Here is a 16,162-nt window from a genome sequence, read left to right on the forward strand (position 1 = left end):
CTAGCGCCCCCGATTCGAGGTTGATTGGCGGCGCGTCGGGACATCAACCATGAATAACGGTCCGGATACGGGCGGTGAGATCGTCAAGCCGTTGTCGTGACGAGTCAATGGCGGGAGCAAGCCCCGGCAGAGCAGACTCCAGTCGCACTGTCCGCGTAGCGAGATCGTCATGAGTTCCGGTGAGCCTACCAACGTCCGCTGTGTCAAGCAGGCGGTGGAGCTTCTGTGCGTCCACCGCCGTGCCGATGGGGTATGCGCCCTCTGTCGCCCCCATTATCAGGGCGTGTGCGCGATCACTGACGACAGCCAGACACGTTGCGTACACGGCGCGCACGTGGGCATCGAGATCGTCATGGCTGGTGCTGGGCGCCATGAGGAACTCTGCCTCCAGCTCTTCCGCCAACCGCACGGCGCGGGGTGCATCGCGCGCCACCTGGGCGAGCGTGACGATTCGCGTTTCAGTGCGTTCGGCGAAAGCGCGCACTGCATCGAACCATTCGGTGTCCGGCCATGGGCGGTCGAATCGCAAGGTGACGGCCACGTGGGTCCGAGAAGTGGGGGGTATCCAGCTTGATACATCGGTTCCGAGTGCGAAAGCCCAGTCCGGAGCCGCGTCCCCGAAGCCGGCCGCGTCACGAGACCCGTGGTCACGCCACGAGACGATCGAAGCGTCTCGTAAGGCTGGGTCGAACTCGACCCGATGAGCGACGGTCGGATGCTTAAGCCCCATGCCCGCCGCGATGATGACCCCGCCTCGGTCGGCGATCGATCTCAGTTCCGCGGCGCGTCCGGCCAGAGGGTACGGCCTATCAGGATGGGGATTGATTTCGCCTGCATTGACGATGTAGATCGGACGCACGGTCTCCCGGCTCGCGGTCAGCCACGCGGGCCGGGACTCGTAGAAGATGTCTCGGGGGCTAAGGGGAATCCCTGCCAGATAGTCGGAGGATTGCGCTTCGAGATGCACATGCAACTGAACCCCCGGGGTGTCAAGAGCGCGAAGCAGTCCTGCTCGTAAGGCTGAGTCGCCCAGATTGTCGTCCTGGCCAGCCGGGTTCACGAAGACGTGCTGCACGGTCATTTCCCCTCGTCTGGGCCAGCATAATATGGTGAGATGCCACACGCCGATCGTCCCAGCACCGACGTGCCACGGCTCGCCGTCCAGGTGACCCACCGTCCGCCGGCACCGGTGCTGCGATACATCGATCAAGTGGTCGGATCGCAGTCCGACATCGAGTTCCGTTGCTCGCGCGGCGTGCTGACGCGGTTCGATGTGGATGTGCTGCATGTCGCGGACGCTGCTCTCGATTCGCTCTTGGGCGCGCGCGGCACCGGAGGCCTTCAGCGGCTGCTTTCCACTCTCGCATTGATCCGGAACCTGCGTCGCCATCGGATCGCGCTCGTCCGGATGATTCATCGATCCGATAAGTCACCGGGGCCGCGTCGGGCGGATATGCTCGGGCGTCGGCTTTTGGACCGTGCGACCAGCAGGTTCGTCGTCACGGATGATGCCACCCCGACACCGGATCCGGCGCGAACAACTGTGATCCCCCACCCCCACTACCGCGATCGATTCCTCGGCTTTCCCCGCGGCGAACTCACGCCCGGCCGGGTACTGTGCGTGAGCCCCGGACATCTCCCCGACAGCGTGCGCAGCGTACTCGGCGCCGCACGCGTCGCACAGACCCCTGGCGTGGAGTTGCGCCTGGCCGGATTGCTGTCGTCCGAGCTCGAGGCGCATGTCCGCTCGGCGCTCGCGCGCCGTTCGCCGACCTTGTCCACTCGTGTCGAGCTGCTCTCGGATGGCGCACAGGTACAGGAGATCCAGGCCGCCGAGCTGGTCGCAGTACCCCGTGTCGAGACCTACGAAGACGAGCAGCGCGTCTTTCTCGCTCTCTCGCTTGACCGACCCGTGATCGTGCCTCTCAACGATACGACGGCGGCGCTCACGCGGACTGTCGGCCCCGGTTGGGTCCATCTTTCCGAGGGGCCGATCACCGCTGCGTCACTGGACGCAGCCTTTGCGTCGCTGCGTCGCGACCGCCGAACGACCGGCCCCGACTTGGAGGGCCGGGACCTCGCCGTCGTTCACTCGGCATATGCCGATGTCTTCGCGTCCGCTGCGCTATCTCTGCGTTCGCAGGAGGAGGCGGTGCTTCATTCGATGGGCGAGGGGTCGCGCTCCGGGAAGAAGCTGGAGAAAGACGCGTCCTAACGGCGTAGCGACCCGCCATGCACGATGGGCAAAGGAGCTGTCCAGGCGCGTGCCCGACAGACGTGCGTCCCTCGAAGGCGTCGACTTCTCGCGGAGCGCCGCCGTGTCAGTTTCACGAGCTGCGACACCCTTCTCAGCGAAGAAGATCATCAAGTCGAGCAGGCGGCGCGAGTCTTCGCTGGACGGCTCCGGTGAGAACTCGTCTGGGATCTCGCCCGTGATAACTTGCTCATACAACTCTCCGAAGTCATAGGAGAGAGCTCGGCTGGCAGCCTCGACGGACGCGCGGGAAAGCGCGCTGTAGCGACTTGGCGATTCCGCAACGGCCGCGATCCTCGCGGCGAGCGCGGCGGCATCGCCCTGCGGAGCGGATACGATGCCTTCGTTGCCGGGGAGCATCGCGAGCCACGGCAGCTCGTACATGAAGACCGGGAGCCCGCGGGCTTGTGCTTCGAGAATGGTGAGCGGATAACCCTCGATGATGCTTGTCGACACGAACGCATCTGCCCGGTCGATGGCGTCGACCAGGTGCTGCCCCCGAAGCTCGCCGATCGCCCGGACGTTCTTGTCGACGCGGCGAGCCTGCGCGAGCGCGTTGAATCGGGATTCAGTCCACTCGCCCCAGTCCGGGCCGATGACCGTGAGGCGAAAGTCCACGGCCAGCTTGCGGAGGTGAACGGCGACCTCGATGAGCTGGCTTACCTGCTTGGTGCGTTCCTCCAGGCGACCCCACCAGATGAGCTCCATCGGACCGTCGGAGAGGTGCTTAGGTTCGGTAGCGGTGGAGTCCAGGAGCAGCGGTGACGGCGGGTTGGGCAGGTATACCGCGTGATTCACCCCGCGCAGCTTCCAGAACGCCACATCGAGCGGCGAAAGCGTCACGAGCCTGTCGAGCAGGGGAGCGTTCTCCTTCAGGAGCTCGTGAAGGCCGTTCTGGTCGTAGAGTGGACGGCCGGCGAAGTTATGAATCCACCCCACCGTGGCGGCGCCGGCCGCGCGAGCGACGAGCGCATACTCCGGCCAATCTCTGCTGTAGAGGATCTGGTGGTCGATGATCAGGTCCACCTCGTTGGTGCGGCAGATCTCCGACCACTCGACGAGACGCTCGGGCAGGCCGCGTCCCGACATCTCGATGAAGGGGATGCCTTCCGGAACTGCTGCGCGATCGCTTCCGAAGCGGCGCGCGACGATGACCACGTTATATCCGGCGCGGGTGAGGAGATCGGCTTGCGAGAGCAGGACGCCTGACACTCCGCCCGTCGTGAGGGCTCGCGTCGTGAGCAGGATGCTTCCCACGGTGCGTTCTTCGCGTTTCGTCCGTGCGCTGTGGGACTTTAGCGCCGGGAGAACCTCCGGGTAGAACCGGACGGCGGCGACGATCAGGTCTGTCGCTGATGCGCACGCGTGAAGATGTTCGATGACTGCGGTGAGAAGGTCCTCGCGGGTGTGCTTCAACAGATAGGTGGAAACGTATCCGATGATCGAAAGGCGCACCGATTCGTAGTTGTCGAGCAGGTCGTCGGGGTAGCCTCGCGTTTGCGCGATGGAGCGGACGGCCGGGGAGATGCTCTCGACCGATCGGATGGCGTCGGCATAGAACCGCGCCTGCTCCATGGTGTCCACGACTTGCCCGCTCCTGCCCCGACCGAAGTGATATCGGTATAGGCGATCCGGGATAGCGACGTATTTGGCCGCGAGCGCCGTAGCCAGGTAAAGGAGTGGAAGGTCGTTGATCCGCGGCAGGACGAGGTCCTCAGGAAGGAGCGCGTATGCATCGCGGAGCAGCTGTGTCCGGAAGAGGAAGCGCCACAGCTGGCCTTGAGCGGGCTTGCCGATTGGGAAGAGCTCTGCGAGCACGTTATCGCCGGTAAGGCGCTTGTGCTTGGGCGCGAGTCTCTTCTGGTAAGCGACGAACACTCCTCCGTCTGGCCCCACGGTTTCGACGGCGAACCCGACGAGATCGGCCTTGTCGTGCTGTGCCGAGGCGAGGGACTTCTCGGCAGCTGTGGGGAGCAGCTCGTCGTCACCGTCGACGAAAAGGACATACTCGCCGCGCGCCGCAAGGATCCCGGCGCGGCGGGCCTGAAGGGCAGAACGGTTGTCCGGCTGGCGGAGCAGACGAACGCGCGAATCGCGAGCAACGTACCGGTCGATGATGGCTGCCGTACCGTCCGTGGACGCGTCATCCACGCAGATCACTTCGATGTAAGCACCCGTCTGCGCGAGGCAGCTGTCCAGCGCCGCCGCGACGGTCTCCTCGTCGTTGAAGACAGGCATCACGATCGAGACCTGAGGGGCGTGATGCATCAATGCTCCATTCGAAGGACTGCCGACAGCGTGGGCGCACGGGGCGCATCCGGCGGGGCGCCGCGACCATCCTACGGCGCGTTTTCGGATGCGCCCGAGCGATGCGAAGAGCCTCAGCGCGCGCCGAGCCACCCCTTCGCACGGTAGGCGAGGGGCTGCAGCCCCGGAATGCGCCGCAGTGCCACCCGACCGAGGGGAGCGGCCGCCTGCCATGCTCGTGCTCCCCAGGTCGAGGTGTCCGCCGCCCGTGTGCGTCCGCCGGCGCGCTCTGCGAAGAAGACCATCAAACCGAGCAATTGCCGGGCGTCGTCGAGCGTGGGCTGCGGTGAGAACTCCGACGGGAGCGCGCCGGTGACGACGCCACGGTACAGCTGGGGGAAGTCGTAGGCGCGCGCCCGCGCCGCGGCCTCCAGCGACGCCCGTGACAGAGCGGCGTAGTGCTCGGGATCCGCGAGGGTGTCGGCGAGCCGGCTCGCGAGCCCGCGCGCATCCCCCTGCGGCACCGCGACCACGCCGTCGTTTCCCTGCACGAGGGTGAGCCAGGGCAGCTCGTACATGAACACGGGCAGCCCGCGTGACTGTGCTTCGGCGATCGTGAGCTGATATCCCTCGATGGCGCTCGTCGAGACGAAGGCGTCCGCCCTGTCGATCGCGGCGATCAGTGCCTCTCCCCGCAGCGGCCCGACCGCGTGGACGGCGTCACCGACGCCCCGGCGACGGGCGAGCGCGTTCAGTTTCTTGGCCGTGACGTCGTCCCAGTCGGGGCCGATGATCCTCAGTCGGAACGGCACCTCGAGGGCGCGCAACTGCGCGCCGACCGCGACGAGCTCGCGCACCTGCTTCGTTCGCTGCTCCAGCCGGCCCCACCAGACCAGCTCGAGTCGTTCGGTCGGGGCGGACCTCTCGCGGGCGTCCGTCGCCGATTCGAGCAGCAGGGGCGATGGGGGATTGGGCAGGTGGGCCACGTGCTCGATCCCGCGGAGGCGGAAGTAGGCCACATCGAGCGGAGAGAGTGTGATGAGTTGCGCAAGCACCGGGCTGCACCGCTCGATAAGTGTCAGCCGCTCGTTGCCGTCGTACACCGGCCGTGCGACGAAGTTGTGCAGCCAGCCGATTGTGGCCGCGCCCTCCGCCCGTGCCATGAGCGCGAACTCCGGCCAGGCATCGGAGTACAGCACCTGGTGGTCGATGACGAGATCGATCTCGTGCGCCCGGCAGATCTCCGCCCACTGCGTCAGCTGTGCGGGGAGCTGACGCGAGGCCAGTTCGATGAACGGAACGCCTGCGGGCAGCACGCTCGCATCGTTCCCGCCGTTTCGTGCGACGACGGTGACGCGGTAGCCCGCTTCGCGCAGGTAGCGCGCCTGCGAGGCGAGCACCGCGGAGACGCCGCCGGTGCGCAGCGTCGAGGTGACGAGCAGGATGCTGCGTACCCCGCTTTCCGGCAGGCCCTGCCACGTCGCGTGATATTTGAGAGCCCTGAGCGTCGCCGGGTAGAAGCATGCCGCTGCAAGCACGATGTCATGGTCGGTCGCGACCGTGTGCAGGTGCGTGAGCGCGCTGTCGAGCATCGTCTCGTCGCTGTGCTCGACGAGCTGGTAGCAGACGTAGCCGATGATCGACAGGCGCACCGACGTGTACGTCGCGCGCAGGAGATCCGGGTCGTGATGGCTCTCCGCGAGCGTCTCGACGGCCGGACCGATCGAGTCGACCGAGGTGATCGCCCCCGTGTAGAACCGTGCCCGCTCGACGCTGTCGACGCGATGCCCGCTGCCACCCCGGCCGAAGTGATACCGATACAGCTTGTCCGGCACCGCCGTGTAGCTCGTCGCGTGCGACGCAGCGAGGAAGAGCAGCGGGAGATCGTTGATGCGCGCCAGCACGAGTTCGTCCGGCAGCAGGGCGTACGCCTCACGCAGCACGCTCGTGCGGAAGAGGAACCGCCACAGCTGGCCCTGCGCGGGCCTGCCGACCGGGAAGAGCGCGCGCAGCACGTCGTCGCCGGCGAGGGTGAGCTGCGGAGGCTGCAGCCGGGCTTCGTAAGGGCTCCCGGTACGGCCGTCGCGCTCGACCACGGTCACGCCGAACCCGACGATGTCGGCGCCCGATTCCCGAGCCCGAGTGATCGTGGTGGCTACGGCATTCGACTCCAGCTCATCGTCGCCGTCGAGGAAGAGAACGTGATCAGCGCGCGCGGCCAGGATGCCGGTGCGCCTCGCCTCGAACGCGGAGAGGTTGCGATCATGGTGCAGGACGCGAACGCGCGGGTCACGTTCCCGGAACCGTTCGAGGATCGTCGCCGTGCCGTCCGTGGAGGCATCGTCGACGCAGACGATTTCGATGTCGGGGACCGTCTGCGAGAGAGCACTGTCGATGGCTGTCGCCACGGTCGTCTCGTCGTTCGAGACGGGGATGACGATGGTGAGCAGAGGGCGCGGGGTCATCGGAGCCGAGTCTATCCGCGGGCTGGATAACCTAAGGGAATGAAGATCGCCATCGCGGGGACCGGATACGTCGGTCTGTCCAACGCCGTCATCCTCGCTCAGCACCATCAGGTGGTCGCCCTCGACATCGATCCCGTGAAGGTGGAGATGCTGGGTCGGCGGGTCTCGCCGATCGCCGATCCCGAGCTCGAGGACTATCTCGCCACCCGGGAGCTCGATCTCACCGCGACGACCGATGCGGAGGAGGCCTACCGTGCCGCCGAGTTCGTCGTCGTCGCGACCCCGACGAACTACGACGAGGTCACCAACTACTTCGACACGTCCTCGGTCGAGGGCGTCATCGCCGCTGTCCTCGACATCACCCCGGATGCCGCGATCGTGATCAAGTCCACGGTGCCGGTGGGCTTCACCGCCCGAATGAACGCCGAGTACCCGCACGCGACGATCGTGTTCTCGCCGGAGTTCCTCCGCGAGGGGCGTGCGCTGCACGACAACCTCCATCCGTCGCGCATCGTCGTGGGAGACCGCGGCCCCGTCGGACAGCGTTTCGCCGACCTCCTCCTGGAAGGCGCCATCGCCACCGATGTGCCGGTGCTACTCACCGATCCCACCGAGGCCGAGGCGATCAAGCTGTTCGCCAACACGTACCTGGCCCTCCGCGTCGCCTACTTCAACGAGCTCGACACCTACGCCGCCGTGCACGGCCTCGACACCCGGCAGATCATCGAGGGCGTCGGCCTCGACCCCCGCATCGGCTCGCACTACAACAATCCGTCGTTCGGCTACGGCGGCTACTGCCTGCCGAAGGACACCAAGCAGCTGCTCGCGAACTACTCCGAGGTGCCGCAGAACCTGATCGCGGCGATCGTCGACGCCAACCGCACGCGCAAGGACTTCGTCGCCGCGGACATCCTCGCGCGTGGCCCGCGGACGGTCGGCGTCTACCGGCTCGTGATGAAGTCGGGTTCCGACAACTTCCGTGCGTCGTCGATCCAGGGCATCATGAAGCGGATCAAGGCGAAGGGGATCGAGGTCGTCGTGTACGAGCCGACCCTCGAGGATGACGAGTTCTTCCACTCCGAGGTGGTGCGCGACCTGGACGAGTTCAAGGCCCGGGCGGACGTGATCATCGCCAACCGCGCCACCGACGCCCTCGCCGATGTCGCGGACAAGATCTATACTCGCGACATCTACGGCCGCGACTGAGTTTTCACCGGGTGGGAGGGGGACTCGGTTGCAATTGGCCGTGGCTACCCTCGCGGACGAGAGGCCGCTACGGCTCGCCGTCACCATGCGTAATGGTGTGGCAGCGACCCCAGGAGGGTGCGGACGCTGTGCGGTAACATGTTCCGGTGTGCCCGCGCCTCATGCAGGCGCAACACGCGTCGCGCAGGAAGGTAGGGATCCGCATGGGAGCGATCACTGTGCCTGCGGGCGCCGGGCTGATCGCGGTGGGAACGCGACCACCGCTGGGGGCCTACCTGGCCGAGGCCTGGCACATGCGCACCTTCGCCCTGCGGCTCGCGGGAAGCCGGCTGATCGGCAGTCTGCTGCCGAACCGGTTGGGCGTGCTCTGGATCGTGCTCAAGCCGCTGTCGATCGCGATCATCTACGGGACGATCTTCCATTTCATCCTCTCCGGAGCGGCTCGCCCTGCGAACTTTTTGCAGTTCCTCATCGTCGGTGTCTTTGTCTTCGAATTCTTTACGAGCTGCTTCGGCAACGGCTCGAAGGCGATCACAGGAAACACGAAGCTCGTGCAGAGCTTCGGATTCCCGCGCATCCTGCTTCCGATATCCGTTGTCGCGGAACAGGCGATGCGGATGATCCCCGTGATGCTGCTGCTAGGCATCCTGCTGCTCATCTTCGGCGAACCGATCAGTTGGTCCTGGTTGCTCATGATCCCGCTCCTCGCCGCCATGGGAGTCTTCAACCTCGGATTGACTCTCGTCGTGTCCCGGATCTCGGTGCGGACGCGGGACATCCAACAACTGATCCCGATCATCAACCGCGTTCTCTTCTACGCGACGGGCATCATCTTCAACATCGACGGCGCCCTGGCCGATTATCCGGCGCTGCTGACGATCGCACACCTCATCCCGACCTACGACTTCATCTCACTCGCTCGTGATGTGCTTCTGTCCGGGCACTCGGCCCCGCTGCTCGCCTGGATCGCTGCGCCGACTTGGGCACTGGTGATGATCGTCGGCGGCGTGATCTTCTTCTGGCAGGGCGAGCCGAGGTATGGCCTCAGTGACTGATCTCCTGCTTCCCGATCGACTGACAGAGTCCCTCGACGCGGAGCCTCGCGCCATGATCGTCGCGGACGACGTCCACGTGAACTACCGTGTATATGCGTCAGGGAAGCGCGTGTCGGGGAGCGAGTCGCTGTTCAGCCTACGGAGCATCCGCGGTGGGCGCGATCTCCAGACGGTCCCCGCTCTGCGGGGCGTGAGCTTCACCGCGAGAGAAGGCGAGTCGATCGGCGTCGTCGGCCACAACGGTTCCGGAAAGTCCACGCTCTTCAAGGCGATGACCGGCCTCATTCCGCCGTCCGAGGGCGCGATCTACGCGCGCGATCGTCCCGTTCTCCTCGGCGTGAACGCGGCGCTCGTGCCCGAGCTCTCGGGCGAGAACAACATCAAGCTCGGTCTGCTCGCCATGGGCTTCCCCGCCGACGAGGCGGCCGCGCGAGTGGGGGAGATCGCGGACTTCGCGGAGCTCAACGACTTCATCTACCACCCGATGCGCACCTACTCGTCGGGCATGGCCGCGCGCCTGAAGTTCGCCATCGCCTCCGCGAAGGCGCACTCGATCCTCCTCATCGACGAGGCGCTGGCGGTGGGGGACCGCCGCTTCCGGACGAAGAGCGAGAAGCGGATCAACGAGCTGCGCGACAGCGCGGGATTGGTGATGATCGTCAGCCACTCGGCGGGCTCGCTCAAGAGCACGTGCGAGCGCGTGCTGTGGGTGCACAAGGGCGAACTGATCGCGGACGGGCCCTCCGACGAGGTCGTCGACGAGTATCTCGCCTGGACGAAGAAGCCCGGCGCCAATGCCGTGGGCGCGGCGTCCGCGGCGAAGCCCTCGACGAAGAACGCGCCGATCGCCGTGGGATTCGAGCCTCGCCCCGGAGCCGACGGTGCCGCGGCGAGCGGACGCGCACCGGCGGCCGAGGGCGTCGCGTCGGCGACCGAGCTCGGCGCCCGCACCGTCGCGCGTCGGGAACGCCACCGTCGCGCCGCGCAGCGCACGCAGAAGCGCAGCGTCCTGCTCATGGTGCTCACCGGCGTCGCCGTGCTTCTCGCGGTGGCGGCCGGCGCGATCATCGGCGCGCTCGCCAGCGTCGCGGCGCCGTCCGGACCCGAGCCGTCGTCTCCGCCCCGAGCCGACGGCGCGGCCGATGAACGACCGGTGATCCGCAGCTTCACCGCGAACGCCGTGACCGTCGATTGCCCCGCGGAGGACGCCAAGGCGCAGGTCCTGCTGAGCTGGCAGATCGACAACGCGGAGAAGGTCGCCCTGGGCGCGGGCCCCGCGCAGGTCGACGCGCTCGATTTCCCGGTGGCCGCCGCGCTGCCCGCGCGGATCACGGATCGCGTCGTCCCGTTCTCGTGTGCGACGGGATCCACCGTCTACACGGTGACCGCCGAGAACGCGGACGGGACCCGGACCAGCGCCCCCCTCACGGTCACCCGCGTGCTTCCCACGCCCACCCCGGTCCCCGAGGTGCCGGCGGACGAGTTCTTCGAACCGGACCCCGAGCCGGAGGAGCCCGCGCCGGCGCCGACGACTCCGCAGGAGCCGAGCAGCCCGCCCGTGGAGCCCTCGGAGCCGCCGGTCGATCCGTCGGACCCGCCCGTCGATCCGTCCGACCCGCCCGTCGATCCGACGCCGACCATCGAGCCGACGCCTCTTCCGACCCTCGATCCCTGAGCGGTCGTCGCGGCACGAGCTCGTCCGTGTACGACTCCATCCTGAGAAACCGTCGAGGCCTGCCCATGCGAACGTCAGAACAGCGATCCCCTCGCCGTTCGCGTGGAACCGCGACTCGCCGAACGCGGACCTTCGTCTCCCTCACCGGCCCGGCGGGCAATATCGGCGACGCCCTCATCCGGCGCGAGACGCTGCGGTGGGCGGAGGGGACCAGCGACGAGCTGGTCGCGTACACCGGCGAGGGGCCCGACGTGTGGCTCCGACAGCTGGGGATGCCCGCGCACGCCGTGGTGCTGCGGTCCAAGAGGTCGGTCCCCCGCTGGCTCTGGCTGCTCCTCACGGCGCCGCGCCGTCCCGTCCTGGTGTTCGAGGCGGGTGAGATCCCCCTGGATCGCGGCAACGGACTCCGAGAGGTCGTGTTCCTTGCGGAGACCCTCATCGTCCGGCTCAAAGGGGGAGTGGTCGTCCGCCCGCCGCGGGGAATCCGCGCGCCGTCCTGGCCCGCGCTCGCCATCCACCGCCTCGCGGCCCGTCTCTCCCAGGTGGCGCTGTGGCGCGACGCCCGCTCGATGCGGATCGCGCGCTCGGGGAGGCTCGCGCCCGACATCGGCTTCGCCGCCGGATCCCGTCCCGGTCGCGACTGGCATGAGCGCACCGACCTGGTGGTGAGCCTGCGTGGGGCGCGACCGCTTCCCGACGCGGCGTGGCTCGACGGGGTGCGCCGAGCGGCGGACGACGCCGGACTCACCATTCGCACGGTCGTCCAGGTGCGCGAGGACGAGGAGCGCGCACGAGAGCTGGCCCGCCTTCTCGGAGGCGAGTTCGAGCCGTGGGGAGACGTCGACCCCCGGGACCAGGAGGAGCGCCTCCGGGAGCGCTACGACGGTGCGCAGCTGGTCGTGAGCGACCGGATGCACGTCCTCGTGCTGGCCGCACTGAGCGGGGCGATCCCGGTCGAGCTGGTCCCGCACCCGACGGCCAAGATCACGGCGGCGTTCGCGGCCATCGGCCTGGACGGCGTGTCGCACGATGCATCCGCCCGAGAGCCCGAGCAGCTGCGAGCGATCCTGCGCCCGAGTCCCGAGCGTGCGGCCGAGGTCGCTGAGCGCGTGCACCGCGCGGCGACGGACCTCGCCCGGATCCACCGGGAGATCCGCGCGCGCATCGAGCGAGCCCGGACATGACGGGCGGCCAGGCGCAGCGGCCCGCGGCGGGACGCGCACGCTATCTCTTCCTCTCGCACAGCCACCCGTTCGGGCCCTTCCGCGTGGGAAGCCACCACTACGCACGTGTGCTCTCCGAGCGCGGCGCGGACGTCGTGCACGTGAGCACCCCGATCTCGACCCTCCACCGGCTGACCGGGCGCGTCCGCCCGAGCGAGCTGGCCGCGGTGCCGCGTCGTCCCCGCCGGGACGCGCACGGCGTGCTGCACGTCGTTCCGCGGACCATCGTGCCGGTGCCGCTCGGCAGGTTCCGCGTGGCGAGGATGCTGGAGCGCGAGGGGATCGACGGCCGCTTCGACGCCGTGCTCATCGATCAGCCGCTGCTCTGGGACGAATCGGTGCGTTCCCTGTCCCGGACCCTCGTCTATCGCCCGACGGACCTGTATCCCGGCGGCCTCAAGCACGACGTGCAGCGCCGGATCCTGGATGCGGCCGACGCGGTCGTCGCCACGTCCGACGAGGTGCTGCGGAGCCTGGGAGCCCCCCGCGTGCCCGCGCTCGTCCTGGAGAACGGAGTGGAGCTCGGGCGCTTCGCCTCGCCGGCCGGAGAACAGCGCCCCCGCTCCGCGCGCTGCGTCTTCGTCGGAGCGCTCGACGATCGCTTCGACTGGGATCAGGTCGCCGCCTGGGCCCGCCGGCACCCCGACGTCCCCTTCCTCATCGCCGGTCCGAACCCCCGCCCCTCATCGGCGCTGCCCGCGAACGTGGAGGTCCTTGGCGCCGTTCCGTACACGGATGTGCCCGCCCTGCTGCACTCGGCGCGGGTCGGGCTGCTGCCGCTGTCGGACGACCCGCTCAACGCGGGGCGCAGCCCGATGAAGCTCTACGAGTACCTGGCGGCGGGGCTGAGCGTCGTGGCCAGGGAGACGCCCGGCATCCGTGGCCGATCCGACCTCGGCATCGAGACCTACCGCGACGACGCTGACGCGGCGGCGGCCCTGGAGCGCGCGCTCGCGCACCCGTCGCCGAATCGACTCGGCGAGGAGGGGGCACGCGGCCAGTCCTGGGAGCGGAAGACCGACGCGTTGACGCTCTTCCTCGAGACGGTGCGGGAAAGCACGGCCTAGGGCGCGTTGCTAAAGAAGATCACCGGCATCGCCGCCGTCAACGACCTCCCACGACTGCGCAGGCTCACCCTGGTCGGATGCGGGAGCATCTGCCTCGAGAAGATCGAGGCGAAGTTGTCGACACTGGAATGGGCCAATACCGGCGCGACCTGGTGACCGCCTGCCCGTGCCCGGCGGATCGGTAGCCTGGGAGCATGCCGGAACTCTTCCGAAGTGCCGCCAGAAGCTTGCAGGAAGCCGGGTGGACGTTTGAGCCGCCGACGTCGATGGAGAACGGCGTTCCCTCCCCGCTGCGCGCGGCACCCGAAACGGTGATCCGCTGGGTGTCCTCGTTCTCACTCCTGTCGAGCTCAGACGAGACGGTGTGGTTCTTGTCCCGCGACGACTACTCGACCGGCGCGGAGGGGGCGTTCGCGTGGAACGAGTGTGAACTGCTGAGCATCCAGGCTGCGACGACGGATGATGAGGCGGCCGCGGTCTCCCGTTTCTGGAGGCGCCACGCACCCATCCTGCTTTCCGTTCGCAACGGATACGAGTACCTGGCGGTGCGAGACGACGGAGCAGTCGTCCACGGTTCCGAGCCAGAGTTCGAAGAAGCGGTCGTCGTGTTCTCTCACTTCGAAGATCTGCTGAGGTACACCACCGCGCGGCCGGCCCGGCGCGACCAGGTCGTCGACAGCTTGCTGTTCGGTGCCGCCGACGTCACTGACCCGACGCCAGGCGACTAGCCGTCAGGCGGTCATTCGCGAGATCGTGTCCGAGACGATCGTCGCCGTCCGCCCCCAGTCGTACCCGGTGGGCGGATCGACCCGCCGGCCGGCGGCCAGGGCGCGGTTCAGCGCATCCGACCACGCCCCTCGGTCGTCCGAGGACGGGACGGCCCAGCCGCGGTCCCCGACGATCTCCGCGACGGCCTCGCAGCCCTCCCAGAAGACGACGGGCACGCCGCACCGGATCGATTCCAGCGCGGGAAGGCCGAACCCCTCGAGGGTGGACGGCATGATGGTCGCCGCAGCGCCGCGGTAGAGATCCGCGAGTTCCTCGTCGTCGATCCCGCTCACCCATCGCACGCGGGGGGATATCCCGCGGGTCTCGGTCCTCGCGCTCAGCTCGGGGATCTCGCGCTCGGGGACGACCGCCACGAGTCGTGCGTCCCGTGCCGCGATGAGCGCATCCAGGACGACGTCCAGGTTCTTGTGGGCGCGACCGTTCCCGACGAACAGCAGATAGGGATCGGCCTCGGACACGACGCCCGCGCGGGGGCGGAAGGCCGCGGAGCAGCCGTTGCCGGCGTTGACGATCTCCACGGCGTCGTCGTCGATCCAGTCCCGGATCGCCCGAGCGGACGTGTCCGAGACCGTGAGGACCACGCCGGCCCTGCGCACGACCGTTCGGACGGGGCCCGAGTAATACGCCGCGAAGGTCCAGCGCCGGATCCCCGGGGCTCTCAGCTGGATGAGGTCGTGGAGCGTGAGCAGCTGGCGGCCGGCGCGCAGGAGCGCCCCGTAGCCCGGGGAGTAGACGAGGGCGTCCGGGGCGGACGCCCTGCCCACCGGACGGAAGGCGTCCACGGCGGTGAACGGGGATCCGCCGAGCGCCAGGTCCTCCCACGGCGGTGTCAGGCGGGGGAGGACCTCGGCGGCGTACCGTCCGATGCCGTGGGCGCCGCGGTAGCGGTCGTCGACGAAGACCCGCATCAGACGGCCCTCGCCTGCGTCGCGTCGCCCGAGGCGAGGGACTCGGCGACCCACGCGCGGATGCGGTCGGCGAAGACCTCCTCGGAGAACCGCTCGCTCTGAGCCCGGCACGCCTCCGGGGACGCCCGGGTCACCGTGTCGACGGCGCGGCGCATCTCCTCCGGAGACCAGTCCTCGACGAGCACTCCCGTGCTCCCGTCCACGATCGTCTCGGCCGTTCCGCCCAGCGCGTTCGCGATGACGGGGCGCCCGGCCGCCATCGCCTCCACGGGGACGATGCCGAAGTCCTCCACCGCGGGGAAGACCAGGGCGAGGCAGCGGTGCAGCAGCGCACGGTAGAGGTCCGGGCCGGGCGAGCGGACGAAAGTCACCGCACCGGGGGCGTGCTCTGCGGCGAACGCGCGCAGCCGTTCCTCATCCGGGCCCGCACCGGCCAGCACCACGGGCACGCCGGCCGCGGCCCCCGCCTGGACGGCGAGGTCCAGCCTCTTGTAGGGGATGAACCGGGAGAAGCCGAGGAGGAACGTGTCCGGGAGGCGGTCGAGCACGTCCTGGTCGTGCGCGCTCGGCTCCGGCGTGCGGAGGAACGAGGCGACATCCACGGGAGGGTGGATCACGGTGCTCTCGCGGTGCCACGCCCGGGCGATACGGGTCTGGACGAACGCGCTGTTCGCGGCGATCGCGACGGCTTCCTGTGCGCGTCGTCGATCTAGGTCCTTCATCGTGCCGGCGGCTGCCTTCACGGGGAGGGAACCGCCGCGCGCATCGAGCTCGGGGTTCCAGATGTACCGCGCGGGCGTATGGGCATACACGAGCTTGGGGGCACCGCGGGCGGGGCCTGCGAACCGTGCGTGGTGCGCGAAGAGGTGCGAGCTCGCGAGCACCCACTCAGCGTCGACGGTGGGAAGGGAGCGCCAGGCCAGGGGCATCAGGGGAAGCGCCGCCGCTTTGCGGCCTCGCAGGGGCGTGCGAGCCAGCCAGGTCTCTCCGTCGACGGTGAACCGGCCGCCGCTGTCGTTCCACAGGCAGTAGCGGGCGGCGTCCGGGAAGATCCGCGTCAGGGACTCGAAGACGTTCTCGGATCCGCCGCGGGGGGCGAGCCACTCGTGCACCAGGGCGCCGCTCACGGGACGGGTGCCGTTTCGGAGCGAGGGCGGGCGCGGAAACGTGCCCGCGGGCTCGGGCGGACCGCGGAGAGCATGTGTCGAGTCTAGAGAGCCTGACCGGGCCCCGCACTCGAGGCTGTCAGCTTCGTCCCGGCTCGCACCGGATA

The 16,162-nt window shown here is 68.5% G+C and carries 12 protein-coding genes; 7 read left to right on the forward strand and 5 right to left on the reverse strand.

Features of this window, described 5'->3' with window-relative positions:
- Positions 1 to 43: 43 nt before the first annotated feature.
- The gene (locus K8F61_RS17470) at positions 44 to 1,081 is read right to left on the reverse strand and encodes a polysaccharide pyruvyl transferase family protein (protein ID WP_231820107.1); all 1,038 of its coding nucleotides are present in this window, start codon (positions 1,079 to 1,081) and stop codon (positions 44 to 46) included.
- 33 nt (positions 1,082 to 1,114) lie between these two features.
- Between K8F61_RS17470 and K8F61_RS17475 the strand changes: the two genes are divergently transcribed.
- On the forward strand, positions 1,115 to 2,215 hold the full coding sequence (locus K8F61_RS17475; protein ID WP_231820108.1) for a hypothetical protein: 1,101 nt from the start codon (positions 1,115 to 1,117) through the stop codon (positions 2,213 to 2,215).
- On the opposite strand, the gene K8F61_RS17480 is transcribed toward K8F61_RS17475, so the two are convergent.
- Both K8F61_RS17480 and K8F61_RS17485 read right to left on the reverse strand, forming a co-directional pair.
- Positions 2,126 to 4,522, reverse strand: a complete 2,397-nt coding sequence (locus tag K8F61_RS17480) for a glycosyltransferase (RefSeq protein WP_231821574.1) — start codon at positions 4,520 to 4,522, stop codon at positions 2,126 to 2,128. The genes K8F61_RS17475 and K8F61_RS17480 overlap by 90 nt on opposite strands.
- A gap of 113 nt (positions 4,523 to 4,635) precedes the next feature.
- Positions 4,636 to 6,966 carry a glycosyltransferase gene (locus K8F61_RS17485; protein ID WP_231820109.1) on the reverse strand — a complete coding sequence of 777 codons (2,331 nt, stop codon included), beginning with the start codon at positions 6,964 to 6,966 and terminating at the stop codon, positions 4,636 to 4,638.
- Positions 6,967 to 7,005: 39 nt separating this feature from the next.
- On the opposite strand from K8F61_RS17485, the gene K8F61_RS17490 reads away from it, so the two are divergent.
- The 6 genes from K8F61_RS17490 to K8F61_RS17515 all read left to right on the forward strand — a co-directional run bounded on the left by K8F61_RS17490 (position 7,006) and on the right by K8F61_RS17515 (position 13,920).
- Positions 7,006 to 8,172, forward strand: coding sequence for a nucleotide sugar dehydrogenase (locus tag K8F61_RS17490; protein WP_231820110.1), 1,167 nt, complete (start codon positions 7,006 to 7,008; stop codon positions 8,170 to 8,172).
- Between the two features lie 203 nt (positions 8,173 to 8,375).
- On the forward strand, positions 8,376 to 9,227 hold the full coding sequence (locus K8F61_RS17495; RefSeq protein ID WP_067247244.1) for an ABC transporter permease: 852 nt from the start codon (positions 8,376 to 8,378) through the stop codon (positions 9,225 to 9,227).
- Between the two features lie 52 nt (positions 9,228 to 9,279).
- Positions 9,280 to 10,902 carry an ABC transporter ATP-binding protein gene (locus tag K8F61_RS17500; protein WP_231820111.1) on the forward strand — a complete coding sequence of 541 codons (1,623 nt, stop codon included), beginning with the start codon at positions 9,280 to 9,282 and terminating at the stop codon, positions 10,900 to 10,902.
- A 65-nt stretch (positions 10,903 to 10,967) separates the two neighbouring features.
- A complete protein-coding gene (locus tag K8F61_RS17505) occupies positions 10,968 to 12,086 on the forward strand; it encodes a polysaccharide pyruvyl transferase family protein (protein ID WP_231820112.1) in 1,119 nt (372 codons plus the stop codon).
- On the forward strand, positions 12,083 to 13,192 hold the full coding sequence (locus K8F61_RS17510; protein WP_231820113.1) for a glycosyltransferase: 1,110 nt from the start codon (positions 12,083 to 12,085) through the stop codon (positions 13,190 to 13,192). Before K8F61_RS17505 ends, K8F61_RS17510 begins: the two co-directional genes overlap by 4 nt.
- A gap of 194 nt (positions 13,193 to 13,386) precedes the next feature.
- Complete coding sequence (locus tag K8F61_RS17515) at positions 13,387 to 13,920, forward strand: hypothetical protein (RefSeq protein ID WP_231820114.1); 534 nt, start codon at positions 13,387 to 13,389, stop codon at positions 13,918 to 13,920.
- Between the two features lie 3 nt (positions 13,921 to 13,923).
- On the opposite strand, the gene K8F61_RS17520 is transcribed toward K8F61_RS17515, so the two are convergent.
- Both K8F61_RS17520 and K8F61_RS17525 read right to left on the reverse strand, forming a co-directional pair.
- Complete coding sequence (locus tag K8F61_RS17520; protein ID WP_231820115.1) at positions 13,924 to 14,889, reverse strand: glycosyltransferase family 4 protein; 966 nt, start codon at positions 14,887 to 14,889, stop codon at positions 13,924 to 13,926.
- Positions 14,889 to 16,016: a glycosyltransferase gene (locus K8F61_RS17525; protein WP_231820116.1), complete on the reverse strand. Its 1,128-nt coding sequence runs from the start codon at positions 16,014 to 16,016 to the stop codon at positions 14,889 to 14,891. Before K8F61_RS17525 ends, K8F61_RS17520 begins: the two co-directional genes overlap by 1 nt.
- Positions 16,017 to 16,162: the final 146 nt, after the last annotated feature.

It is taken from the genome of Microbacterium resistens (assembly GCF_021172025.1).
Taxonomy (GTDB): domain Bacteria; phylum Actinomycetota; class Actinomycetes; order Actinomycetales; family Microbacteriaceae; genus Microbacterium; species Microbacterium resistens.